Source organism: Paracoccus limosus, from assembly GCF_009711185.1.
Taxonomy (GTDB): Bacteria; Pseudomonadota; Alphaproteobacteria; order Rhodobacterales; family Rhodobacteraceae; genus Paracoccus; species Paracoccus limosus.
Genome location: NZ_WMIF01000004.1, coordinates 1 through 23,182, shown reverse-complemented (window position 1 = coordinate 23,182; position 23,182 = coordinate 1). Strand labels below are relative to the sequence as shown.

At 64.1% G+C, this 23,182-nt stretch carries 30 protein-coding genes; 16 read left to right on the top strand and 14 right to left on the bottom strand.

The features are described from left to right. Nucleotides 1–47: 47 nt before the first annotated feature. The 5 genes from GL279_RS04115 to GL279_RS04095 all read left to right on the top strand — a co-directional run bounded on the left by GL279_RS04115 (nucleotide 48) and on the right by GL279_RS04095 (nucleotide 2,845). The gene (locus GL279_RS04115) at nucleotides 48–773 is read left to right on the top strand and encodes a TerB family tellurite resistance protein (protein ID WP_155063339.1); all 726 of its coding nucleotides are present in this window, start codon (nucleotides 48–50) and stop codon (nucleotides 771–773) included. A gap of 83 nt (nucleotides 774–856) precedes the next feature. Further along, complete coding sequence (locus GL279_RS04110) at nucleotides 857–1,306, top strand: hypothetical protein (RefSeq protein ID WP_155063338.1); 450 nt, start codon at nucleotides 857–859, stop codon at nucleotides 1,304–1,306. Between the two features lie 78 nt (nucleotides 1,307–1,384). Further along, the gene (locus GL279_RS04105; RefSeq protein WP_155063337.1) at nucleotides 1,385–1,708 is read left to right on the top strand and encodes an antibiotic biosynthesis monooxygenase family protein; all 324 of its coding nucleotides are present in this window, start codon (nucleotides 1,385–1,387) and stop codon (nucleotides 1,706–1,708) included. 102 nt (nucleotides 1,709–1,810) lie between these two features. Beyond that, a complete protein-coding gene (parA, locus tag GL279_RS04100; RefSeq protein WP_155063336.1) occupies nucleotides 1,811–2,446 on the top strand; it encodes a ParA family partition ATPase in 636 nt (211 codons plus the stop codon). Between the two features lie 111 nt (nucleotides 2,447–2,557). After that, on the top strand, nucleotides 2,558–2,845 hold the full coding sequence (locus GL279_RS04095; protein WP_155063335.1) for an I78 family peptidase inhibitor: 288 nt from the start codon (nucleotides 2,558–2,560) through the stop codon (nucleotides 2,843–2,845). Here GL279_RS04095 and GL279_RS04090 read toward each other — a convergent pair. Continuing rightward, nucleotides 2,842–4,389, bottom strand: coding sequence for an NAD(P)H-hydrate dehydratase (locus GL279_RS04090; protein ID WP_155063334.1), 1,548 nt, complete (start codon nucleotides 4,387–4,389; stop codon nucleotides 2,842–2,844). The genes GL279_RS04095 and GL279_RS04090 overlap by 4 nt on opposite strands. 120 nt (nucleotides 4,390–4,509) lie before the next feature. On the opposite strand from GL279_RS04090, the gene GL279_RS04085 reads away from it, so the two are divergent. After that, on the top strand, nucleotides 4,510–4,848 hold the full coding sequence (locus GL279_RS04085) for a P-II family nitrogen regulator (protein WP_028717789.1): 339 nt from the start codon (nucleotides 4,510–4,512) through the stop codon (nucleotides 4,846–4,848). A gap of 84 nt (nucleotides 4,849–4,932) precedes the next feature. Further along, complete coding sequence (glnA, locus tag GL279_RS04080; RefSeq protein WP_155063333.1) at nucleotides 4,933–6,339, top strand: type I glutamate--ammonia ligase; 1,407 nt, start codon at nucleotides 4,933–4,935, stop codon at nucleotides 6,337–6,339. A 594-nt stretch (nucleotides 6,340–6,933) separates the two neighbouring features. Here the strand turns inward: glnA and GL279_RS04075 are convergent. Next, nucleotides 6,934–7,968, bottom strand: coding sequence for a flagellar motor switch protein FliG (locus tag GL279_RS04075; RefSeq protein WP_155063332.1), 1,035 nt, complete (start codon nucleotides 7,966–7,968; stop codon nucleotides 6,934–6,936). Between the two features lie 60 nt (nucleotides 7,969–8,028). Further along, complete coding sequence (gene purB, locus GL279_RS04070) at nucleotides 8,029–9,345, bottom strand: adenylosuccinate lyase (protein WP_155063331.1); 1,317 nt, start codon at nucleotides 9,343–9,345, stop codon at nucleotides 8,029–8,031. 172 nt (nucleotides 9,346–9,517) lie between these two features. Here purB and GL279_RS19120 point away from each other — a divergent pair, with 172 nt between their 5' ends. Further along, a complete protein-coding gene (locus GL279_RS19120) occupies nucleotides 9,518–9,661 on the top strand; it encodes a hypothetical protein (RefSeq protein ID WP_170293918.1) in 144 nt (47 codons plus the stop codon). Between the two features lie 18 nt (nucleotides 9,662–9,679). On the opposite strand, the gene GL279_RS04065 is transcribed toward GL279_RS19120, so the two are convergent. Continuing rightward, entirely contained in the window at nucleotides 9,680–9,910 is a 231-nt protein-coding gene (locus tag GL279_RS04065) for a hypothetical protein (RefSeq protein WP_155063330.1), read from the bottom strand. Nucleotides 9,911–10,165: 255 nt separating this feature from the next. On the opposite strand from GL279_RS04065, the gene GL279_RS04060 reads away from it, so the two are divergent. Together GL279_RS04060 and GL279_RS04055 are read left to right on the top strand one after the other, a co-directional pair. Continuing rightward, complete coding sequence (locus GL279_RS04060; RefSeq protein ID WP_155063329.1) at nucleotides 10,166–10,966, top strand: heme-dependent oxidative N-demethylase family protein; 801 nt, start codon at nucleotides 10,166–10,168, stop codon at nucleotides 10,964–10,966. A gap of 586 nt (nucleotides 10,967–11,552) precedes the next feature. Continuing rightward, nucleotides 11,553–11,957 carry a DUF2177 family protein gene (locus tag GL279_RS04055; RefSeq protein ID WP_155063328.1) on the top strand — a complete coding sequence of 135 codons (405 nt, stop codon included), beginning with the start codon at nucleotides 11,553–11,555 and terminating at the stop codon, nucleotides 11,955–11,957. A gap of 5 nt (nucleotides 11,958–11,962) precedes the next feature. Here the strand turns inward: GL279_RS04055 and GL279_RS04050 are convergent, their stop codons facing one another. The 3 genes from GL279_RS04050 to GL279_RS04040 are packed head-to-tail and all read right to left on the bottom strand — an operon-like array spanning nucleotide 11,963 to nucleotide 13,977. Next, a complete protein-coding gene (locus GL279_RS04050) occupies nucleotides 11,963–12,700 on the bottom strand; it encodes an SDR family NAD(P)-dependent oxidoreductase (protein WP_155063327.1) in 738 nt (245 codons plus the stop codon). A gap of 3 nt (nucleotides 12,701–12,703) precedes the next feature. Next, nucleotides 12,704–13,336 carry a ChrR family anti-sigma-E factor gene (locus tag GL279_RS04045; RefSeq protein WP_155063326.1) on the bottom strand — a complete coding sequence of 211 codons (633 nt, stop codon included), beginning with the start codon at nucleotides 13,334–13,336 and terminating at the stop codon, nucleotides 12,704–12,706. Further along, nucleotides 13,333–13,977 (bottom strand): sigma-70 family RNA polymerase sigma factor, encoded by a 645-nt coding sequence (locus GL279_RS04040; protein WP_281348947.1) that lies wholly within the window; start codon nucleotides 13,975–13,977, stop codon nucleotides 13,333–13,335. Before GL279_RS04040 ends, GL279_RS04045 begins: the two co-directional genes overlap by 4 nt. A 128-nt stretch (nucleotides 13,978–14,105) precedes the next feature. Between GL279_RS04040 and GL279_RS04035 the strand changes: the two genes are divergently transcribed. The 5 genes from GL279_RS04035 to GL279_RS04015 are packed head-to-tail and all read left to right on the top strand — an operon-like array spanning nucleotide 14,106 to nucleotide 19,479. Continuing rightward, nucleotides 14,106–15,398, top strand: coding sequence for an NAD(P)/FAD-dependent oxidoreductase (locus GL279_RS04035; protein ID WP_155063519.1), 1,293 nt, complete (start codon nucleotides 14,106–14,108; stop codon nucleotides 15,396–15,398). Then, nucleotides 15,395–16,174 carry a DUF1365 domain-containing protein gene (locus tag GL279_RS04030; RefSeq protein ID WP_155063325.1) on the top strand — a complete coding sequence of 260 codons (780 nt, stop codon included), beginning with the start codon at nucleotides 15,395–15,397 and terminating at the stop codon, nucleotides 16,172–16,174. The genes GL279_RS04035 and GL279_RS04030 overlap by 4 nt, the downstream gene beginning before the upstream one ends. Beyond that, nucleotides 16,171–17,340 carry an SAM-dependent methyltransferase gene (locus GL279_RS04025; protein ID WP_155063324.1) on the top strand — a complete coding sequence of 390 codons (1,170 nt, stop codon included), beginning with the start codon at nucleotides 16,171–16,173 and terminating at the stop codon, nucleotides 17,338–17,340. The genes GL279_RS04030 and GL279_RS04025 overlap by 4 nt, the downstream gene beginning before the upstream one ends. Next, nucleotides 17,337–18,770: a cryptochrome/photolyase family protein gene (locus GL279_RS04020; protein WP_155063323.1), complete on the top strand. Its 1,434-nt coding sequence runs from the start codon at nucleotides 17,337–17,339 to the stop codon at nucleotides 18,768–18,770. Before GL279_RS04025 ends, GL279_RS04020 begins: the two co-directional genes overlap by 4 nt. 1 nt (nucleotide 18,771) lies before the next feature. Then, the gene (locus tag GL279_RS04015; RefSeq protein WP_246175148.1) at nucleotides 18,772–19,479 is read left to right on the top strand and encodes a tryptophan-rich sensory protein; all 708 of its coding nucleotides are present in this window, start codon (nucleotides 18,772–18,774) and stop codon (nucleotides 19,477–19,479) included. Nucleotides 19,480–19,560: 81 nt separating this feature from the next. Here the strand turns inward: GL279_RS04015 and GL279_RS04010 are convergent, their stop codons facing one another. Further along, nucleotides 19,561–20,046, bottom strand: coding sequence for a fasciclin domain-containing protein (locus GL279_RS04010; RefSeq protein ID WP_155063322.1), 486 nt, complete (start codon nucleotides 20,044–20,046; stop codon nucleotides 19,561–19,563). A gap of 181 nt (nucleotides 20,047–20,227) precedes the next feature. On the opposite strand from GL279_RS04010, the gene GL279_RS04005 reads away from it, so the two are divergent. Further along, a complete protein-coding gene (locus tag GL279_RS04005; RefSeq protein ID WP_155063321.1) occupies nucleotides 20,228–20,953 on the top strand; it encodes an SDR family NAD(P)-dependent oxidoreductase in 726 nt (241 codons plus the stop codon). A 67-nt stretch (nucleotides 20,954–21,020) separates the two neighbouring features. Here the strand turns inward: GL279_RS04005 and GL279_RS19380 are convergent, their stop codons facing one another. From GL279_RS19380 to GL279_RS03985, 6 genes are all read right to left on the bottom strand, one after another. Then, a complete protein-coding gene (locus GL279_RS19380; protein WP_246175147.1) occupies nucleotides 21,021–21,194 on the bottom strand; it encodes a hypothetical protein in 174 nt (57 codons plus the stop codon). A gap of 30 nt (nucleotides 21,195–21,224) precedes the next feature. Continuing rightward, complete coding sequence (locus GL279_RS19375) at nucleotides 21,225–21,398, bottom strand: hypothetical protein (RefSeq protein ID WP_246175145.1); 174 nt, start codon at nucleotides 21,396–21,398, stop codon at nucleotides 21,225–21,227. Nucleotides 21,399–21,452: 54 nt separating this feature from the next. Next, complete coding sequence (locus GL279_RS19370; RefSeq protein ID WP_343039709.1) at nucleotides 21,453–21,800, bottom strand: C1q-like domain-containing protein; 348 nt, start codon at nucleotides 21,798–21,800, stop codon at nucleotides 21,453–21,455. 75 nt (nucleotides 21,801–21,875) lie between these two features. Next, nucleotides 21,876–22,094: a hypothetical protein gene (locus tag GL279_RS19365; RefSeq protein WP_246175144.1), complete on the bottom strand. Its 219-nt coding sequence runs from the start codon at nucleotides 22,092–22,094 to the stop codon at nucleotides 21,876–21,878. Nucleotides 22,095–22,119: 25 nt separating this feature from the next. Next, nucleotides 22,120–22,440: a phage head closure protein gene (locus GL279_RS03990; protein ID WP_155063517.1), complete on the bottom strand. Its 321-nt coding sequence runs from the start codon at nucleotides 22,438–22,440 to the stop codon at nucleotides 22,120–22,122. Between the two features lie 2 nt (nucleotides 22,441–22,442). Further along, nucleotides 22,443–22,982, bottom strand: coding sequence for a head-tail connector protein (locus GL279_RS03985; protein ID WP_155063320.1), 540 nt, complete (start codon nucleotides 22,980–22,982; stop codon nucleotides 22,443–22,445). Nucleotides 22,983–23,182 lie beyond the last annotated feature (200 nt).

The following is a 23,182-nucleotide window of genomic DNA, read 5'->3' as shown; positions in this document are numbered from 1 at the left end:
GCATTGCCGGTGGACTTGACGCCCCCGCTGCCCTTAGGCTGATGGCCATGGAAACCGTGACGCAAGACCCTCCGACTGCCTGCCCAAGCCTGCCCAAGCCGCGTAGCTTCTGGCAGCGCATCGCCGACCGGATGGCGGCGCTGCTGCATGCCGCCCGCCCGGCGACGCCGCCCGAAAAATCAGTGGCCTTCACCATTGCGGTGATCGCGCTGGGGGCCAAGCTTGCCAAGGCCGACGGCACGGTGGCGCGCGCCGAGGTGGCGGCATTCCGTCGTGTTTTCATCATCCCGCGCTCCGAGGAACAGAACGCGGCGCGGGTCTTTGATCTGGCGCGTCAGGACGTGGCCGGGTTCGACGCATGGGCCGGGCGCATCGCGCGGATGTTCCCGCAGGGCGATCCGGTGCTGGATGATGTTCTGGAGGGGCTTTACATCATCGCCGTCGCCGATGGCGTTCTGAACGAGGCCGAGCTGGTGTTTCTGGACGAGGTCGCGCGGATCTTCGGCATCTCGGCCGAGGCGGCTGCGGCGATCCGGGGCCGGCATGATCGTGGCGCCGGCTGCCCGTCCTGCGATGTGCTGGGCATCGCCCCCGACACGCCCTTGCCTCAGGCCAAGCAGCGCTGGCGCGAGCTGATCCGCGAAAGCCACCCCGACCGCGCCATCGCCCGTGGCCTGCCGCCCGAGGCGATCCGGCTGGCCGAGGCCCGCACCCGCGCGCTGAATGACGCCTGGGACGCATTCCGCAATCAGGCCCGGTTCCGCACCGCCTGAGGCCGGGGCCAAGTTTCACGTGCCCCCGGCGGAACCGTGATGGCTGCGGACAGGTTTTTCCTGCATGTTGAGGAGAGTTTGCCATGTCCCGTCGCCTTGTGCTGGTCCTTGCGTTGCTGGCAACGCCCGTTCTGGCCCAGACCTATGAGCCGCCGCGCGCCGGGGATCCGGGTGCTGCGTCCGACGATCCGTTCCAGCAGGGGCTGGAGCAGTTCATGCAGAATCTGCTGGACCGGGCCCAGCCCTCGCTGGACCGGCTGGGGCAGGATCTGGGCGGGCTTGCGCAGCGCATGGGGCCGGTGCTGGGCGAGCTGGGCGATCTGATGGATGACGTCAGGAATTATCAGGCGCCCGAGCGGCTGGAAAATGGCGACATCCTGATCCGCCGCCGCGCCGATGCGCCGCCGCCGCCCGAGATCGGCCCGAACCTGCGCGACATGATGCGCCCGGCCCCGGAACGTGCGCCGGGGCAGGCGCCTGCCGATCCGCCCGCCGATCTGCGCGAGGCGCCGGGCGGCGACATCGAGCTGTAGCCTGCGCAGAATTCGCTTTGCCTTGCGCGGCGCTGCGCTATCCTGAACCCGTAGCCGCGGGAAGGAGGAACCCCAGCCATGCCCCAGATTGCCGAAGATTTTCAGGGTCAAACCGTCATCTGCACCTTTGACGTGACGCCGGGCTCGGCGCATGACGTTCTGGACGCGCTGACGGCCGCCTATGACGAGGTCATCAGCCGCCAGCCCGGTTATGTCGCAGGCGCCATCCATCTGAACGACGCCCAGACCCGCATCGCCACCTATTCGCAATGGCGCGCGCGCGGCGATTATCAGGCCATGCTGCGCAGCCCCGAGATGCGGGAACGCAATCGCGGCATCAACGCCATGTGCCGGCATTTCGAGCCGGTGATGTATGACGTGGTCGGCACCTGGGAGGCCTGAGCCCGCAGCCGGCGCCAATCATGCTGCGGTTGCGAAAACGGGTGCATCCTCCACGACTTGCCCCTAGTCTGGACTGAATCAAGGAACCGCGAGGGGGCAGGAATGGCGGGACGCATCATCACCGTGGCGCAGCAAAAGGGCGGCTCGGGCAAGACGACGATCGCGATCAATCTGGCGGTCGAGTTGCGCACGCGCGGCCATTCGGTCGCGCTGCTCGATACCGACCCGCAAGGCAGCATGGGGCGCTGGTTTCTTGAACGCCTGCAACGTCTGGGCGAGGATGAGGCGCTGGAGTTCACCACGTCCTCGGCCTGGGGGGCGAGCTACGAATCCGAAAAGCTGAAAAAGCGCTTTGATTACGTCATCGTCGACACGCCGCCCAAGATCGACAGCGACCTGCGCCCGGCCTTGCGGGTGGCCGATCTGGTCGTGGTGCCGGTGGCGACCAGTCAGGTCGATCTGTGGGCAACCGAGGGGGTGCTGGATCTGGCCCGGCGCGAGCGGTGCGAGACGCTGATCGTGCTGAACCGCACCCGGCCCAACACCCGTCTGGCCATCGAGATCGCCGAAAAGGCCAGCGAGCTTGGTGCCGAAGTGGCGCAGGCGCAGGTCGCCAACCGCGTCGCCTATGCCGAGACACTGGGGCAGGGCCTTGGCGCGGGCGACACCAGCCGCACCGGCGCCGCGCGCGGCGAGATCGAGGTGCTGACGGACGAGGTGCTGACCCGGCTGCCCTGACCGGCAAGGCCCGGCGGCCGGGCAGGGCGCACAAGACCGCCAACCCGCCGCAACTGAACCACAAGACCCCGGTGCGCGTTCCCCTGAACCAACCTTTCAGGGAGCGAGCCGATGAAACCTGTCCTGCCTGCCATCCTGCTGGCGCCGCTGTTGCTGGTCGCCTGCGCCCCTACGCCACCCTCGCCCGTCGTCGTGGTCGAGCTGCCTGCGGGGGACAGCTGCGGCGCCTCGCGTTATCAGTCGCTGATCGGCCAGACCGGCCCGGCGCTGATGCTGCCGGGCGATGCGGTCTACCGCGTCTTCAAGACCGGCGATCCCGTCACCTCGGATTTCAACGCGGCGCGGCTGAACTTCGAGACCGACAAGCGCGGCAAGCTGCTGCACGTCACCTGCGGCTAATCCGCAAGGCTGCGGAATACCTGCGGCAAGGTCTCGGCCAGATCCTCGGCGATCAGGCCGGGACCGAACCGGCGCGCCGCCTCGGCATGGAGCCAGGCTCCGGTCGCCGCCGCATCCAGCGGCGCAAAGCCGCGTGCAAGCAAGCCGGTGATCAGCCCCGACAGCACATCGCCTGAACCTGCCGTGGCCAGCCACGGCGCCGCCTGCGCGCCGGTGGCCGCGGCGATCCGGGCCTGACCTTCGGCCGTCGAGATCACCGTATCCGGCCCTTTCAGCAGCACCGTCGCCCCCGCCCGCGCCGCCGCCATCCGCACGGCGTCCAGCCGCGACGGTGCCGGCCCCTTGTCGCGGCCATCGCGCAGCATCCGGCCCAGATCGGGAAAAAGCCGGGCAAACTCACCCTCATGCGGGGTCAGGATCGCCGCCCGGTGCATCTGCGCAAACAGCACGTCCGGCCCATCGGCAAAGGCGCTGAGCGCATCTGCATCCAGCACCAGCGGCCGGCCGGCGCGCAGCGCCTCGGGCACCAGCGCCCGCGCCCGTGCAAGGCCCAGGCCCGGACCAAGGCACAGCGCGTTCAGTCGGCTGTCGCGCAACAGCCACGCAAGGCTTGCCGCCTCGTCGATGGTGCTCAGCATGATGGCATCCAGCCTTGCGGCATTTTCGGGCATCGCCTCGGCGGGCACGGCCAGCGTCACCAGCCCGGCGCCGGCCCGCAGCGCGGCGCGGGCGGCCAGCCGGGCGGCGCCGCCCTTGCCCGGCCCGCCGCCAAGGATCAGCGCATGGCCATGGCTGTATTTATGCCCCGCGCGTTTCAGCAGCGCCGGCGCCGGCCCTGCCAGCAGCGCGCTGTCGCCCGCCGCCGTCTGCCATGGCTCCAGCCCGATGTCGCAGGTCTCGACCCGGCCCGACAGCGTGCCGCCATCGCCCAGCACATGGCCCAGTTTGGGGCGGTGAAAGGTCACGGTCAGCGCCGCCTCGGGCAGGGGCTGATCGCCTAGCACCCGGCCGCTGTCGGCGCAAAGCCCGCTAAGCATGTCGAGCGCCGCGATCGGACAGCCCGAGGCGCCGATGGCGCGCAGAAGCCCGGCGATTTCCGGGGCCAGCGCCCGCGACAGGCCGGTGCCGAAAAGCGCATCGACGCAAAGCGCGATCGGCTGTCCGGGCCCGGCCGGCGCCAGATCCGACACCGGTCCCGTCCATTCCGCCGCGGCGGCGCGGGCATCGCGGGTGGCGGGCGGCGCCATGGCCGCGACGCGCACCTGACAGCCCTTCCGCGCCAGATGCCGGGCCACCACATAGCCGTCGCCACCATTGTTGCCAGGCCCGCAGAGAATCAGCACCGCACCCGCCCCGGTCGCAAGCGCGGGCCAGCGGATCAGCAGCTGCTCGGCGGCGGTGGCGCCGGCGCGCTCCATCAGTTGCAGCCCGGTCACGCTGCCGCTGTCCATGGCAGCCTGTTCCACCGCGCGCATCTGCCGAGTCGTCAGGATTTCCCGGCCAGCGCCCAAAATTCCTGCACATCGCTTGGGCTTTATGCTCATATTTTAGGCTCTCCGGCTGGTTTCGGCGTTTCCATGCTGCTTTCCCCATCATGCCTCATGGACGTGCCCCATCAAACCGGCCAATCAGGTCGCAGGCAAGTCGCGAGGAAGGAACAGGCGATGAAGAAAGTCGAAGCCATCATCAAGCCCTTCAAACTGGATGATGTGAAGGAGGCGCTTCAGGAAGTGGGCGTTCAGGGCCTTTCGGTGACCGAGGTCAAGGGTTTTGGCCGTCAGAAGGGTCATACGGAACTGTATCGCGGCGCCGAATATGTCGTCGACTTCCTGCCCAAGGTGAAGATCGAGATGGTGCTTCCCGATGATCTGGTGGAAGTTGCCGTCGATGCGATCATCTCTGCCGCCCGCACCGAAAAGATCGGCGACGGCAAGATCTTCATCCTGCCGGTCGAGCAGGCGATCCGGATCCGCACCGGTGAAACCGGCGACGACGCGGTCTGATTTGCCTGTCCGGCCCCGCCGGAACCCGATGTTGAATTGACCCGGCCGCGGCGGCCGGGGTGACTGAATGGAGGAAGGACCCCAATGAAAGTCAAGGATGTTCTGGATCTGATGAAGGCGGAAGACGTCGAATACGTCGACATCCGCTTCACCGATCCCAAGGGCAAGCTGCAGCACGTCACGCTGGTCGCCGACCTGGTGGACGAAGATTTCTTCGAAGAAGGCTTCATGTTCGACGGCTCGTCGATCGCCGGCTGGAAGTCAATCGACCAGTCCGACATGAAGCTGATGCCGGATCCGTCCTCGGTCTACATCGACCCCTTCTATGCCGAAAAGACGCTGTGCGTGCATTGCAACGTGGTCGAGCCCGACACCGGCGAAGCCTATGCCCGCGACCCGCGCGGCACCGCCGTCAAGGCCGAGGCCTATCTGAAATCCTCGGGTATCGGCGATACGGCCTATTTCGGCCCGGAAGCCGAGTTCTTCCTGTTCGACGACGTGAAATACCAGATCTCGCCCCAGAAGGTCTCGTTCGAGATCGACTCGGTCGACGCCGCATGGAACACCGACACCGCCTATGAAGACGGCAACCTCGGTCACCGCGCGCCCCACAAGGGCGGCTATTTCCCGGTGAACCCGGTCGATGCCGCTCAGGACATCCGCGGCGAGATGCTGTCCACCATGAAGCGCATGGGCATCAAGGTCGACAAGCACCACCACGAGGTCGCCTCGGCCCAGCACGAGCTGGGGATGATCTTTGGCGGGCTGGTGCAACAGGCCGACAATATTCAGAAATACAAATACGTCATCCACAACGTGGCTGCCGCCTATGGAAAATCGGCGACCTTCATGCCGAAGCCGATGAAGGGCGACAATGGTTCCGGCATGCACGTGAACATGTCGATCTGGAAAGACGGCAAGCCGCTCTTCGCCGGCGACAAATACGCCGACCTCTCGCAAGAGGCGCTGTATTTCATCGGCGGCATCCTGAAGCACGCGAAGGCGCTGAACGCGCTGACCAACCCGGCGACCAACAGCTACAAGCGCCTGATCCCCGGCTTCGAGGCCCCCGTTCTGCGCGCCTACTCGGCCCGCAACCGCTCGGGCTGCGTGCGGATTCCGTGGACCGAATCGCCGAAAGCCAAACGCGTCGAGGCCCGCTTCCCCGATCCGGCCGCGAACCCCTATCTGGCCTTCGCCGCCCTGCTGATGGCGGGTCTGGACGGGATCAAGAACAAGATCGATCCGGGTCCGGCTTCGGACAAGGACCTTTACGATCTGCCGCCCGAAGAGCTGGCCGAAATCCCGACCGTCTGCGGCTCGCTGCGCGAGGCGCTGGAAGAGCTGGAAAAAGACATGGACTTCCTGCTGGCGGGCGACGTCTTCACCCGCGACCAGCTGGAAGGCTACATCAAGCTGAAATGGGAAGAGGTCTATGCCTACGAGCATACCCCCCATCCCATCGAATACGCGATGTATTACAGCTGCTGATTACGGCAGCGGGACAGAGACAGGAAAGCCGCCCCAAGGGGCGGCTTTTTTTATGGCTGGTGGTTGGCGTGAGACATGCAAGCGCTCACGGCTCACGGCTCACGGCTCTGGGTGAGAGGCAGCGGCAGCGGCAGAGGTTAACGAACCAGCAAGAACCGCGATCCCGCGAGATATGCGTTCCCCTGCCAGCCGGAGGCGCTATGCCTCATGATTGCGTCGTCAGCCTTTTTCCCCGGACTAAGCGCGATCATTCACAAAAGTTGCCCTCGGCTGCCGCGTAACACGCTATATTTGGGCTTCGTTGGTCGTCCCTCCGGCAGCCCGTAACCCTTAACAAGCCGCCCGTCGTCGCTCCCCGCACCGTGCCTCACCTGACAATCCGCCCAGGTCCTCGTCGGTCTCATTTCAGATCAAGCACGATCCTTAACAAGCCACCCGCGGTTGCCCTCTACGCTGCCTCTGTCCCGTGCCGCGGCCAAGGATGCGGCCCAGCCCTCGCTGGCTTCCTCCTGATCAAGTGCGATCGTTGACAGGTCGCCCGCTGCCTGCCGGTCTTAACAAGCCCGCCGCACGATACCCCCGCGCTACCGTCCCTTAGCCCTCGTCCGCCTCCTCCGGATCCAGCGCAATCATGAACAGGTCGCCCGCCGCCTCCATGCGCCGGATCGCGGCCACGACCTGATCCATCGCCTCTTCGGCATCGCGCGCCGAGACCCGGCCAAGCGCCTCCATCTCTTCGCGCATCGTCTCGGCCAGACGCGAGGAGAGGCCGCTCAACAGGAATTCGACCGTCGGCTCGTTGGCACCCTTGGCGCCGGCAAGGGCTTTGATCAGCACCGTGCCCTCGACCTCGCGGGTGATGCGGGCGATGTCGCGCGGATCGATCCGGCTCGGGATATTGGCCCATGTAAAGATGGTCTTGCGCACCTCGCCGGCAAAGCCGGCATCGTCGTCGTCCAGACCCGCCAGCACGCTGTCGCGCGTGGCCGAGGGCGAAAAGTTCAGGATCGCCCCGACCTTGTCCACCGCCTTGCCCTCCAGCGCCGAGCGCGGGATGGCATCGGCGGCCTGAATCAGCGCCTGACCGATGCGGCGCAGGGCCGGGGCCTCGACCATGCCGGTCAGCGACATGGCATAGGCAATCTGTCGCGCCAGATCGGAGGGCAGCAGGCCAAAGACTTCGGCCGCGCGCGGCACCGGCAGTTTGGAAAACATCACGGCGGCAATCTCGACCGCCTCGGTCCGCGCCAGTTCGGCCAGCAGCGGCGTCGATAGCGCCGCGATCCGGTCCCAAGGATCGCCGCTGCCGTTCAGCGCCGCCATCCGCCGCAGCCGGTCGGTGGTGTCGGGCGACAGATGCCCGTCCAGCAGGTCCAGCGTGCCGTCGATATCGCCGGGAAAGCTGACCCCCACCGCCTCGAGCATGTCGCAGAATTCGCCGATGACCGCATTGCGGGTATCGCGGTCGATCAGGCCCATCATGGCCATTTCCTGCGCCAACTCGGCCTGCAGGCCGGGGGGCAGGCGGGCAAGCTCCATATCCTCACCCTCGCCCAGCACCAGACGCACGATCACCGCCGCCTTCTGCTTGGCTGTCAGCCCTGTCTTGTCGATCGCCGCCATGGCCATAAGACCGCCCCCGATTCCGCTTCTTCGGGGACAGTCTGGCATCATTTGGCGAACATGCGGTTAATGCTGGGGATTTGAACCAAAAACCCGGGCAAAGATCGTGTCGACATGCTTGGTGTGATAGCCCAGATCGAATTTCTCCTCGATCTCGGCGGGCGACAGGGCCGCGGTCACCTCGGCATCGGCCAGAAGCTCGGTCTTGAAATCGGCGCCCTTTTCCCAGACCTTCATCGCATTGCGTTGCACTAGGCGATAGGCGTCTTCGCGCGATACGCCGGCCTGCGTCAGCGCCAGCAGGACCCGCTGCGACATGACCAGACCTTTGAATTTGTTCATGTTCTTCAACATGTTCTCGGGGTAGACCACCAGCTTTTCAATCACCCCGGCCAAGCGGTTCAGCGCAAAATCCAGCGTGATGGTGGCGTCCGGGGCGATGCCACGCTCGACCGAGGAATGGCTGATATCGCGTTCATGCCACAGCGCCACGTTCTCCATCGCCGGGACCACGGCCATGCGCACCAGCCGGGCAAGCCCGGTAAGGTTCTCGGTCAGCACCGGATTGCGCTTGTGAGGCATGGCCGACGAGCCCTTCTGGCCGGGGCTGAAGAACTCTTCGGCTTCAAGCACTTCGGTGCGCTGCATGTGGCGGATCTCGATGGCGACATTCTCGACCGAGCTGGCGATGACGCCCAGCGTGGCAAAGAACATGGCGTGGCGGTCGCGCGGGATCACCTGCGTGCTGATCGGCTCGGGGCGCAGGCCGAGCTGGGCGCAGACATGTTTCTCGACCGCCGGGTCGATATTGGCAAAGGTGCCGACGGCGCCGGAAATCGCGCCGGTCGCGACTTCCTCGCGCGCAGCTGCAAGGCGGGTCTTGTTACGGTCCATCTCGGCATAGAAGCGGGCGAAGGTCAGGCCCATGGTGGTCGGCTCGGCGTGAATGCCGTGGCTGCGGCCGATGCGGACGGTGTCCTTGTGCTCATAGGCGCGTTTTTTCAGCGCGGCCAAGACCTTGTCCATATCGGCCAGCAGGATGTCGGCGGCGCGCACCAGTTGCACGTTCAGCGTGGTGTCCAGCACGTCCGACGAGGTCATGCCCTGATGGACGAAGCGGGCCTCGTCGCTGCCGATATGTTCGGCGAGATGCGTCAGAAAGGCGATGACGTCATGTTTCGTCACGGCCTCGATCTCATCAATGCGGGCGACGTCGAATTCGACGTCCTTGGTGCGCCAGACGGCCTCGGCATTGGCGCGCGGGATCACGCCCAGATCGGCCTGCGCATCGCAGGCATGGGCCTCGATCTCATACCAGATCTTGAACTTGGTCTCGGGCGACCAGATGGCGACCATTTCGGGGCGGGAATAGCGCGGGATCATCGGAACCTCCTGAGGTTTGCACGGGTTCTAGCCGCTTGGCGGCTGGCCCGCAACTGCACCCGGCACATCACAGAACCACCGCGCAGTCCGGTTGTGCGCCGTTCACCACCTGCAACGCCTTGTCCAAAGCCCGGCTCTCGCCTAGCAAACAGAGACCATTGGGGAAGCTGCGATGACCAACCGTATTGCTGTGTTTCTGTGCCTGGCGATCCTGGCGCTATTTCTGGCCGATGCCTTTTTCCTGCACTGGGACCTGCCGGTCGTGCTGGGCAAAAGAATGGCAAGCCTGATCGAATATCTCAGCTTCTGGCGCTAAGGCATTGTGAGTGCATAGCTAGTTTGCTGGAGGCGGGCTGGATAGCTCTTCGATCAGCAAGCGGCTGACGGCGGCGGCCTCGGGGCCCATCTGGCCGATCAGGTCGCGCAACAGGGCGATCATATGCGGACGCTCTTGCGGTCTGCGGGCCGCGAATTCAAGAAAGATCATCATGGCGGCGCGCCGGTGGCTTACCAGCTCGGCTTCCAGTGCCCTGATGCGCGATTCCAGATCATTCACAGTGGTCATGCTGACGCTCCATACCACGCCGGACTGTAGTGGTTGTCTGCCTGCATCGCATCAGCGTCCAGACACGGGTGTGGGCAGGCGCAGGGCGCGCAATCGGGGTCTGAACCGGGCCGGCAAAGCGACAACATCGTGAGATTATATCGGCTTGCACGGGAAAGCGCCATAGACGGGCGTACGGCATGACCTGTCAATTCCAGATCAAATTGCGCGGCACTTCGCGCTTGCCCGCAGCCCATCCGCGCGCATGATGCGGCAATGAGCGACATTCTTCAGAAGCATCTCGTTTTCGCGCCTTGGGTCGATCCGCGCACCCGCCGTCTGCCGGGCACCATCCCTGTCACCGAGGCGGATTGGCTGGTTCAGGACGACGCCTTCTCCAAGCAGTTGGAATTGCGGGAAAAGCTGCTCACCGAGCGTCCCGAGACCGTGCACCGCCTGTACACCGGTTGTACACCGGCCGCGCAAGAGCTTTACGATTGGGTTTTGCGGTTGCTGCCCGCGCGCGGCTACGAGGTCGGCAACAAGATCCGTCGGCCGGACGGAGGCGAGGTGGTGCCGAACCGCGATCAGCCGCTGCTGACGCTGGGCCGGCTGGTGGCCGAGGATCTGTGCCTGATGATTCCCGGCTCGGCGGAGACCGGCGGCGAGGGCGAGCATATTCTGGGCGGCGCCATCCTGTGCTTTCCGGCCGGCTGGACGCTGGCGCAGAAGTTCATGCGCCCGATGATGCGCATCCACAAGCCGGTGGCGAAATACACCGAGGATGTCGGCACGCGCGTCCAGCGTCTGCTGGACGGGGTGCGCCCGGGTATGGGTCTTATGCGTGGCACGGCGCATCACTCGAATGCGCCGCTGCACAATCCCCGCACCGAAGAGGCCGGGCGCGTTCCGCAGGGCGCGCTGCCCTTTATCCGGGTCGAGCGGCAATGCCTGTTCCGTCTGCCCGAGACCGGGGCGGTGGTGTTCTCGATCCATACTTCGGTGATCCGCGAGGAGGACCTGTCGGAGGAACAGACAGCGGCGCTGAAAGAATGGCCGATCCGCGAGGCGGCGTGAAGGAGTGTTTGGTTGCCTTGGTGGCGCGAGAGATACGGCAGAATTGCGGCATCCATAACGCTGCCGCTGGGAAACGGTGGCTTTGGCCAGCGCGGCGCGCTTGGCCTCATATTCAGCCTCCGGCTCACTGATGCTCAGGGTGGCGCGCATGCTCACAATCTCGGATCTGGTGAGGACGGCGAGCATTCATGTGCGCACCCCCACGGCTTTACCGGTTCAATTCACGGCACCGAGGCGCGCTGCGCCGATTCAAACGCTCAGACAGAGCCGACTTTGCGGCATATTCGGCATCGCAATCTGAGCCACTTGGCTCAGATAAGCAGCTGTTTTTGTTGATGCCATTTGACGAAGTGGCGGAGGGGATGGGTCTGACGTCGAACCTTCTCTACCTATCAACAAACTGATTTAAATGAATTTTTTTGAAGGCGCGCCCGACACTGCTTATCTTTCGAGGCCACGAGTTTGGCACCTCGCGACATGCGCAGGTGGCGTTATGCGGCACGATCGCTTTGGTGGTCCACCCAGAGGATTGATCCGCGTGCGTTGGAAGCGCGTAATGTAGTCAGGCAGAGCTGAGGAGCCGGGGATGTTTCAGGTATTGGGTCTCTATGTCATCACAGCCATCATCTTCCTTGGTCTCGATTTCATGGGGATCAAATTTCTCATCCGGCCACTTTTCGACAAGCACGTCCCGCAGCTTCTGGCGGCCGAGTTGCGGCTTGGGGCTGCGGCGGCCTTCTATCTGTTCTATGTTGCCGGCCTTTTGTGGCTGATTTCGCTTCCCGCTCTCAAGGAGGGCCAGCCTTTGCAGGCACTGATTGGCGGCATGATCCTCGGGGCTCTCTGCTACGGCACCTATGAAATGACGAACTATGCCACGCTGGCGGGATGGTCCATCGAGCAGGTTGCGGCGGACATGCTGTGGGGAACTCTTCTGACCGGGTTTTCGGCATGGGCAGGCGTTGCCGTCCTCAGCGGCAAACTTGCCTGATCGCGTCAGTTCAAGCGCGAGGCCCATCGCAGTGAGAGCGAATAGGGCAGCAGCCGCAACAGTTTGACGGCAAGGGTGAAGCGTTTGGGGAAATGAATCTCGAAGGCACGGCCGCGCAGGCCGCGCATCACCTGACGCGCAGCGTCCTCGGGTTCGATGAGCGCGGGCATCTTGAAGGTGTTTTTCGCGGTCAACCGGGTGCGGACGAAACCGGGACAAACCAGCCGCACGTCGAGACGCGGAGCAAGCTCCAGCCGCAGGCTTTCGGCAAGGTTGTTCACCGCAGCCTTGGTCGCCGAATATGCCTGGCCGCCCGGCAGACCGAAATACCCGGCAACTGATCCGAACAGAACCAGTTGCCCGCCGTCGCGCAGCAACGGCGGGCACAGTCGCGCCACCTCGAACATGCCCAGCAGATTCACCTGGACCAGTTTCTGCGTCCGTGCGCGATCCAGATCGGCAATCCGTGCCGGATCGTAAAGGGCGGCGGTGCAGATCACGGCATCAAGCTTTCCCGCAGCGGAAAGCTGTGTGATTGCCTGTTCAAGGCTTTCCGGCGCTGCAACATCGACGGGAAGCACCTCTGCGCCGGGACAGACCCCGGCCAGTTCATCGAGATCGGCCAGGTTGCGTGCCGAAAGCACCAGCTTCGCGCCTTCATTGCTGAGCGCGCGGGCAAGGGCATGTCCGATGCCGGCGCTTGCGCCGATGATCCAGATGCGTTTGCCCGCAAAGGACTTCATCGCTCAAATCCGGAACAGCGGCTGTAACAGGCGCGGCAGGAAGGATCGGAAACGTAATGTCGCATCGGTCGCCGCCAGACAGATGCAGGGCTGACCGGGATCGGCCACAGGTTGGTGGTCGGTCGCGGCATCGGCGGTTTCCACATCGCCGCGCTTGAACCTGCCGGCGCTGTCGGAGAAGCTTCCTTGCAGCACCAGCGTCAGTTCAAGCCCGCCATGCCCATGCTCCGGCACGGCCTTGCCCGGAGGGATATAGAGCAGCCTGAGCGAGCCTTCCTTGTCGGCGGAGATCACCTGCTGGCGTATGCCGCCGCCCAGCATCCGCCAACGCGGCGGCTGGCCGTCGAGCGCCTGCATCAGCGGCGCGGGGAAAATACCCGACGGACCGACAGGCCGCAGGGGTGCCGACCGATCCAGCGCCGCCATGACCTGTGCCCGCGCATCGGCGCTTAGCGCGACGCCCTCAAGACTCTCAAGCATCACACCACCCAGAACGTCTTCGGCCTCGAGGCGCGCGCGGCAGGTGTCGCAAAGCGAAAGATGTGTGGCGACGACGACGGCAAATGGATGGGGAAGACTGCCCAGTTTGTAGGCATCAAGCAGATCATCGCTGATGTGATAAGCAATCTGCGTCATCGATTCAGGCCCCTCAATTCGTGCCTGAGGCGATCCAGCCCCAGTCGAATCCGCGATTTTACCGTCCCCAGGGGCAAGCCTGTCATCTGACTGATCTGGCTGTATGGCAAATCCTCGACAAATGCTTTCTGGATGGTTGTCCGCTGTTCGGATGAAAGATTCGTGAGCGCTTCACGCAACAGGGCCGCCTCTTGCCGCAGCGCGAGGATCTGCTCGGCATCGGGTTCAAGATCGGGCGGTTCTTCGATCGTTTCCGGCAATGGCAGAGGCTTGCGGCGGGCAAGGTCGATCTTGCGGTTGCGGGCGATGCGATAGATCCAGCTGGCGGCCTGGGCGCGATGCGGGTCGAACTGCCCGGCCTTGTGCCAGACCGCCAGCATGACGTCCTGAACGATGTCCTCGGCGCTGCCATCGCGGAGGCCGGACCCCAGGAGCATGGCTTTCAACCGAGGTGCGAAATGATCGAAAAGGCGCGCGAAAGCATCGCGGTCGCGACGGTCGCGAACCGCCAGCAGCGCCTCGGTCATTGGGTCGGTCGGGCTGTCTGTCACACCATCCTGCTCCATGTCTGCGCCCAGCTTGACCGGCGGCGCGCCAGCCCGCAAGGCTGCATCGACCGGGCGAATACTGTCGTCGGACATGGTTGAATGTGCACTCATGTGTTGGATTACGTCACCGGATCGGGTCCGGATCATTCGTTTTCCAGGATCGTTTGATCCGGCTTCGGTGTTTCCTCGTATTCAAGATGTTGACGACGCGGGATTGCAGGATGCCTTTCGACCAGAGCCATGGCGCACCGCAGCGCATTGCCATTATCGGCGGCGGGATTTCCGGCCTGGCGGCGGCGCGGCTGCTGTCGCGCCATCATCAGATCACGCTTTATGAGGCCGAGCCGCGGCTGGGCGGCCATGCCCGCACTGTCCACGCCGGACGGCATGGCGATCGGGCGGTAGATACCGGCTTCATCGTCTTCAACTATTCGAACTATCCCCATTTTACCGCGATGCTGCGCGATCTGGATGTGCCGGTCGAGAAAAGCGATATGAGCTTTGGCGTTTCGCTGAATGGCGGCCGGCTGGAATATGCGCTCCGATCAGCAGATGCGCTGTTCGCGCAGCGCCGCAACCTGGTCATCCCCGGCTTTTACGGCATGGTCCGTGACATTGTGCGTTTCAACGCCAGAGCCGAGGCCGAGATGGAATCTGCGCCCGGCCTGACCATCACCGACCTTCTGGACCGGATGCGCCTTGGGCGACGGTTCCGGGAGCATTACCTGTTTCCGATCTGCGGTGCGATCTGGTCCACCCCGTCAGATGTGATCGGCAGTTTTCCCGCCCATGCGCTGATCGGGTTTCTGCGCAACCACGCCCTGATGTCCAAGGGCGGCGCGCATCAGTGGTGGACCATATCAGGCGGCAGCGCCGCCTATGCCAGTCGGTTGACGGCCAGCCTGCTGAGGCACGGCGTCGCGATCCGCCCCGGAACGGCGGTGCAGTTCGTGAAGCGTGACGGCATCGGTGTCCTGCTGCACGCGCCGGGTTGCGAGCCGGAACGCTTTGATCAGGTGATTTTCGCCACCCATGCCGATCAGACCCTGGCCATGCTTGCCGATCCGTCCGGGCAAGAGCGGGCGGCCCTAGCCGCTGTGCGCTTTCAAGCGAACCGCGCCCTGCTGCATCGGGATCCGCAAGTGATGCCGCGCCGCCGCCGATGCTGGAGTTCGTGGGTCTATCGCGGTGGACCAGACGAGACGACAGGTGGCGGGATCGGGGTCAGTTACTGGATGAACCGCCTTCAGAACATTCCCGAGGACGATCCCCTGTTCGTGACCCTTAACCCGCGGGTCGTTATCCCCGATGAGGCGGTCTACGATGAAGTCACCTTTCATCATCCGGTGTTCGATCAGGCAGCGCTGGTGGCACAGGGACAGATTGCAGCCCTTCAAGGGCAGCGCGGCACATGGTTCGCCGGCGCCTGGCTGCGTAACGGCTTTCACGAAGACGGCTTCGCCAGTGCGGTGCGCATCGCCCGGCAGCTTGTGCCCAAAAGGGCCGTGCCATGACGCTTGCTGCACGCCTTTCCGCCGGAGAGATCTTCTACATGCGTGCGCGCATCGGCCATGCAAGACGCGGTCCTATCCGCCACGACTTCCGCCATGATGCCGACTATCTGCTTCTCGCCCCGCGCGCGATGCGGGTTCCCGGGCTTCTGTCGCGCAACCGGTTCAACCTGTTTTCCTGGCACGACACCGATCACGGGGGACCGCGCGGCGCGGGAACCGGCGCGCTCTGGGCCGGCGAGAAACTCGCCGCGGCAGGAATTGGGCCGCGTTCTGACCAAGTGCTGGCGCTGCTGACCCAGCCGCGTTTTCTTGGGCATTGGTTCAATCCGGTCAGCTTCTGGATGGCGATTGCAGGCGATGAACTGCTGGCCGTGATCGCCGAGGTTAACAACACCTTCGGCCAGCGCCACAGCTATCTGCTCGCGCGGCCTGATTTCCAGCCCATAACCGCAGACGTGACGTTATCAGCACGCAAGATATTCCATGTCTCGCCGTTTCAGGATGTGGCAGGCGAATACCGCTTCAGTTTCGACCTGCGCCCCGAAAGCGTCGCGATCCGCATTCGCCAGATCGACGGCACCAATGGGCTTGAAACCTTCATGACCGGCCTGTTCCAGCCTTTGACGAGTCGGCATTTGATGCGGGCCGCCTTGCGCCGCCCCGGTGGATCGCTGCGGGTGCTGGCGCTGATCTACTGGCACGCACTGCGCCTGAAGATGAAGGGTGCGGCCTATCATAAGCTGCCCGCACCGCCCGAAGACGAGATCAGCCGATGAGCCTGCCAATGCGCGCCCTTCAAAAACGTTTCTTCTTGACGCTCGAAACCCTCGAACATGGTCGCCTGCGGCTTTCGACACCCGAAGGCGAAGTCCTGCATTTCGGGTCGGATGGCCCCGAGTGCGAGCTTGAGATTCGGGATTGGCGTGTTCTGCGCCGGTTGGCGGCGCGCGGCGATGTCGGTCTTGGCGAGGCCTGGATCGACGGCGACTGGCATAGCAACACGCTCGAGGCGTTACTGACACTGGCCTTGCGCAACCTCGACCGGCTGTCGTTCTGGGCCGCGCCGGGACGACTTGCGGGGCTGCGGATGCGCGTGCTCGACCAGCTAATACGCGTCAATTCCTTGCGTGGCTCAGCGCACAACGTCCGGGCGCACTATGATCTGGGCAATGAGTTCTACCACCTTTGGCTTGATGCGGGGATGACCTATTCCTCGGCCCTTTTCGCTGAAGGCGACGATCTGGAGCGCGCGCAGGCGCGCAAGAACGCACGCATATTGTCGCGTCTGGGGCCGGGTGAAACCATCCTGGAAATCGGCTGCGGCTGGGGCGGCTTTGCCGAAGCGGCTGCCGATCAAGGGCACAGGGTCACGGGCCTGACCCTGTCCCCCGCGCAAAAGGGCTATGCCGATGCCCGCCTTGACGGGCGGGCCGAGATCCGGCTGCAGGATTACCGCCTGTCGCGCGGCCGTTTCGACAATATCGTGTCGATCGAGATGATCGAAGCCGTCGGCGAACGGTTCTGGCCGGTCTATTTTGCCACTATCAAGGCGCGGCTTGCCGAAGGCGGCAGGGCGGTTCTGCAGGCGATTACCGTGCCGGACGCCGAGTTCTCGGTCTATCGTCGGCGTTCGGATTTCATCCGCCAGCATATTTTCCCCGGCGGCATGTTGCCCTGTCACGCGGCAATGGCGCACGAAGCCGCACGGGCCGGGCTGGAACTGCAAGGCGGCTTTTCCTTCGGGCAGGATTACGCCAGAACCTGCCGGATCTGGCTGGAACGAATGATGGGCGAAAGGGGGCGGATCATGCGCATGGGACATGACGATCGCCTTCTGCGCGGCTGGCAGTTCTACCTCGAAGGCTGCGCTGCCGCTTTCGCCACCGGTCGCTCGGACGTGGTGCAGGTCGAGTTGCGCCACATGTCGGGGTCGCATGAATGACGGTGCCCGGAATCCTGTGGCTGACCCGCGATTTCCGGTTCAAAGACAATCCCGCCCTGCTGGCCGCGATCAAACAGGGACCACTTTTGCCGGTTTTCTTCATCGACCGGCTGCTGATGGCGCAGGGGGCTGCCAGCCGCTGGCGGCTTGAGCGGGCGCTTTACTCATTCGATGCCGAGCTTCGCCGCCGGACAGGCGGCGCCGGCGTGATCATCCTGCGTGGCGAGCCCGATCTGCTGTTGGGTGAACTGGCGGACCGGACCGGCGCGCGGCAGGTGCATCAGTCCGATTGGCCCGCGCCCGACATGCGTTCGTTGCAAGACCGGGTTCGCGCGGCGCTGCAAAGGCACGGAAACGAACTGGTTCTCCATCCGGGCCATCTGCTTGTGCATCCGCAGCTGGTGCGCACGCAAGAGGGCGGATGCTATCGCGTCTTCACACCCTTCGCGCGGGCATTGCGTTTCGTCGGGCCTGATCGGCCCGCGCGCGAGGCCCCCGGCCAGATCCGCCCCTATCGGGTGACAGAGGGTGCTGATCCGGCGGGACTGGATCTGGCCCCGGACCTGCATCGCGGCCGCAGCGTTCTTGAACGCTTCGCCCTAACTGCGGGCGAGGCGGCGGCCCATGACCGGCTGGATGCATTTCTGGACGGGATTTCCGGTTATGCAGACAACCGCGACCGGCCGGATATTGATGCCACCTCGGGCCTTTCCGAACATCTTGCCGTTGGCGAAATCAGCCCGCGCACGATCTGGACCATTGCCAGGATGCGGGCCGAAGCGGAACCGGCACGCGCGGCCGACATCGAAAAATTCCTGTCCGAGGTCATCTGGCGCGAATTTGCCTGGCATCTGCTGCTGGAGTTCCCGCACATGGCCACGACGGCCTGGCGCGAGGGATGGGCCGATTTCCCCTGGCGCGAGGCGAATGACGACAGCCGCAAATGGTGCCGGGGCGAAACCGGCATGGCACTTGTCGATGCGGGGCTGCGCGAGATGCGGGTGACGGGCCGGATGCACAACCGGGTGCGGATGGTGGTTGCAAGCTGGCTGACCAAGCATCTGCTGACGGATTGGCGGTTGGGGCTTTCGCATTTCGCTGACAGTCTGACCGACTGGGATCCCGCCTCGAACGCGATGAACTGGCAATGGGTCGCGGGCTGCGGCCCTGACGCCGCCCCCTATTTCCGCATCTTCAACCCCGAAAAGCAGGCCGAGCAGCACGATCCCGAAGGGCGCTATCGCCGCCGCTGGCTTGCCGGCTGGATGGGCACGCCCTCGGCCGAGGCGCAAGCCTATCTGGAAAGCGCACCATCCCCGTGGAAGCTGTCACAGGTCTGGAACGCGGGCGGTGCGGTTACGGTTAAATCGGGGCGGGAACTTGCGTTGCAGGCCTACGCAGACTTTCGCACCCAACAGCACGAGGCATGAGATGTCAGACAGAATCATGCGCATTGTCGTATTCATTCTTGCGGTCGCCTTTGCCGTCTCGCCCTTCTTCAGCAGCGGTTTTGGCGGTTTCTACCGCGAGAGCTTTCCCGTTCAGGTCAGCAGATGGCCGGCGCAGCCTGCGGGCTGGGCATTCTCGATCTGGGGGCTGATCTATATCGGGCTGATCCTTGCCTCGGGACGGGCCTTGCTGCAACCCGGAAGGACGCCCGAATGGGGTCGGGTTGCGCAGCCCCTGGGGATCAGCCTGCTGATCGGGGTTTTCTGGATCGAGGCAGCAACGCGCGCGCCGGTTCTGGCGACGGTAATGATCCTGCCAATGGCTGCCGGCGCGATCATCGCGATGCTGCGCGCGGGGCGTGAATGGCCGCAACTTCTGCCGCTTGGTCTTTATGCGGGCTGGCTGACTGCGGCGAGCGGCGTTGCCTTATCGGTCGTGCTGACCGGCTACGGCCTGCTTTCGGCAGGTTCTGCCGCCACCCTTTTGCTGGTTGCGGTTCTGGTGACCGCGCTTGCAGTTGCCGCCTTGCGGCCCGCTGCCTGGGGCTATCGCGCCGGGGTCATCTGGGCCCTGATCGGCGTGATCGCAGCCAATGTTTCTGCGAATGACTGGCTTGTCGTGGCGATCTGCGGGGTGGGGATTATCCTGCTGATCGTCGGCCAGGCGCGTCAATGGCAGAAAGCGACCTGATCTTGCAGGTTATAGTGCCCCCGGACGCGGAGATCCGGGGGCTCGCTTCTTTATATCATGCTGTCTGATCTGCCTGTCAAATCAGTTCGCTGGCGGCATGATCACCTTGTCGATGACGTGGATCACCCCATTCGACGCCTCAATGTCAGGCGTGACGATGCTTGCTCCGTCGATCTTGGCGCCGCCATCGAGCGTGAAGGTGACCTCGCCACCCTGAACGGTTTTTGCCTTCATGCCCTCGGTCAGATCCGATGACATCACTTTGCCCCGCACAACGTGATACGTCAGCACAGAGACAAGCTGATCCTTGTTTTCAGGCTTCAGAAGTTGGTCCACGGTGCCGGCCGGCAGTGCAGCGAAGGCCGCGTTGGTGGGCGCGAAAACCGTGAACGGACCCTCTCCCTTCAGGGTATCGACCAGGTCAGCCGCTGTCACCGCAGCGACAAGGGTGGAAAAATCACCGGCAGCAATCGCTGTATCGACGATGTCGGCTTGCTTGTCTTGGGCAAAGGCAGAAAAGCCGAGAACCATGGATGCGGCGGTGCCTAGAAAAATTGTGCGAAGCATTTCTGGGACCCTTTCGTTGTGGATTGCTGAAAAGCGGCAGAGCCTGACCTTTCATAAGCTGTTACGGATGGCTTGATCGTCCGGATGAGTATTTATCTTCACAGTCTGGTGAACCGCCTGCGGTCACCAGACGTATTCTGAATGCTGGCTTTGAGTGGGCTACCGGTCCGGAGGAAGACAGATGGCAAAGGTTCTGATTTACGGCGCTTCGGGGGGCATCGGCTCGACACTCGCCCGTGTACTTGCCCGTGAGGGTTATGATCTGCATCTGTCCGGCAGAGATGCCGCGCGCCTGTCCAGCCTGGCCCAAGAGCTTGGGGCGGACTTCACAGTGGCTGATGTTGAAGACGTAGAAAGCTTTCCTCGCGTGTCAGCGGCGGCAGGCGATCGTCTTGACGGCCTTGTATATGCAGTTGGGAGCATCAATCTCCGTCCGCTACTGCGGCTCTCGCATGAAGATTTCGTTCGGGATTTCAGGTTGAATGCCGAAGGCGCGGCCTTGGCCATTCAGGCTGCGCTTCCGGCACTGAAAAAGGCTGAAAATGGTGCGTCGGTCGTGCTGTTTTCGTCGGTCGCAGTGACGCAGGGGTTTTCCGCCCATGCCTCGATCTCGATGGCAAAGGGTGCGGTCGAGGGGCTGACACGGGCGCTGGCCGCCGAGCTTGCGCCCAGAATCCGGGTCAACGCGGTCGCGCCTTCGCTTATAGAAACGCCCCTGGCATCCGCGCTCACCGCTAATCCGCAAATGGCTGCTTCGATTGCGCAAATGCATCCGATGCAGAGAATCGGGCAACCGGATGATGTCGCTGCAATGACCAGTTTTCTTCTCTCCGAGAAATCAGGCTGGATCACCGGTCAGGTCATTGGCGTGGATGGCGGACGCTCCCGTTTGCGGACAAAGGGTTAGAACCGTAGAGTACGGACAATGATTGGCGCAAGCCGTTCTATCCGTTGGTCCGCAACGATCGCCGCCCTCAGGTTCCCGACCGGGTGCCACGGCTCGCGATCATCCTCTGGTCTATTTCCGGCTCGTCCCACTTGCCCGCGACGGCCATCCACTTTTCGATCTCGGCCTGCAGCCCCGGCTCATCGGCGCAGAGGTGAAACGTATAGAGACGGTTGACCATATCCCGCATCAGGTCGCGCATCTGATCGTCGCTGATATGCGAGACATCGGTTCATGGGATGCGATTGCCGTCCGCGTCGACCACGGTGACGTCGCTCCAGTCGCCGGTTCGGGTGACAGGCGGCCTGCCGGCATGGATGGTCTCGAGGCGGGTGTTGCGTACGCACAGCATCGCCATGATCTTGGCGAGCCTGGCCGCGATGCGCTTTTCGGTGTCCTTGTTCATGGGGAGAGCTTATCCACCACTGTCCTGACTGGCCACGGATTTCTCTCTCGCGCCTCACCCCACCTTGCAGCCCCAGAAGGACGTGTGGTCGGCCGCGAAATACCCGTAGGCCGCGCGAAAGGTGCCCTGCAACTCGACGGTATCGCCTTGGGCAAGCGGCGCCATGGTCTGCAGCCAGAGCGCCGTTGCCTCGGATGCGTGCGCCCCGGAAATCTCGCCCCTCGATCCCCGGATTTCCGTCGTGCCGTTCAGCACCAGCCGCCCGCGCATCCGCGCGTTTGTGCTGGAATTGATCTTGTAGAGCAGCGTGGCACCGAAGAGGTATGTGCCGGCGACCGGCGCGACGAAGCGGTTGTTGCCGGCGTCAAACGCGCCCTGATCGTTATAGTCGGTGTTGTTGATCGCGATTTTCGTCCAGGTGTCGACGCCGACATAGTTGTCGTAGTTCGTGAAGCCCTTGAACCGCGGGAGCCGGGGCTAGTCGACGATCCCGGTGGCGTTGTCGACGCTGAGCCCGTCGAAGAAGGTGCTGCCATCGGCCGAGACCGCCAGCCGGAACCTGTCCGAGCCGAACAGGCCCAACAGCGCCTTGGTGACATAGCCGGTCTGAAGGGTGAGCCCGAGGTCGCGGTCGGCGGCCCGGGCCAACAATGCTTCCAGTTCGGCATCCGTCCGATCAGAACTGTGCGGTGTCATCGGCGCCTCCCGCATCCTACGCCTCTCACGCCTCGGCCAGCATCTCGAGATAGGCGCCGTCCTCACTGGGCCGAGGGTCTTCCTTCAGGTCGAAGATCACCGCATCGATGACAGCGCGCCATTCGGAGGTGATGGCGCGGGTCTCGGCGCTGGCGCGGATGGTGAGGACCACCGGCGACTTCGAGACCAGCCGTGCCTGCATGACAGCCTCGGAGCCGCGCAGGTAACGGACATGGCACCACAGGGTGAAGCGATCTTCCCATCCCTGGATCAGCATGCCGTCCGGATCGCGGATCATCACCGCCTCCTGGAAGGTGGCCCTGCGCCGCAGGCGCCCCGCGTCCATGTTCACAGCCGGATCCTGCGATACGGCGCCAGCAGCGCATCGACGGCAATGGGCAGCGCCGATGGGCTGGTGCCCAGACTGACGGCCGCCCGGTTCTCATACCAATGCCCGATCAGCAGCAGCATGGCCTGGCGGATGGCGGCGGGGATCTCGGCGGGGGCGCCATAGCCCGCGGTGAAGGTGATCGCCGCAGGACGGCCAAAGCCCGCGAGGGGATGCAACAACAGGCGCTGGTCCCGCCGGTCGATCCGGTAATCGAGATCGCCGCCCGCGGCATCGGTGAACACGGCGCTGTCGATCTCGCTGTCGGGAAACGGCAGCAGGATGGGACCGGTGACGGCATCAATGTCAATCTGCCAGTTTTGGGTCACCAGGCAGCGGCCGAGGATCCCCGCCGGCCCGTCGAGCCAGGCGGTGGCAGCATCGACATAATGCTGGATCAACAGGTCCTCGTCCTCGTGATCGACCCGAAGCTGCGCCTTGGCCTCTTCCAGCGTGATCGGCGTGGCCGCGGGCGCGGTGATGCGGGTCAGCGTGAACATGGGCAAAAACCCCCTGAGGCAGGGCACGGGCGGTCTTCACCGCCCGCGCAGTTATTGCAGCATCGACCTCAGGCTGTTGAACGGCTTGCAATAAGGACCCCGCTTCTGGGGTGATCGGCGTCCAAAAGGGACCCCACCGACCGGGGGTTGGGTCCATTGTGCCTTCGATGATTATCGGAGGCCGAGCACGGGATGCTGAT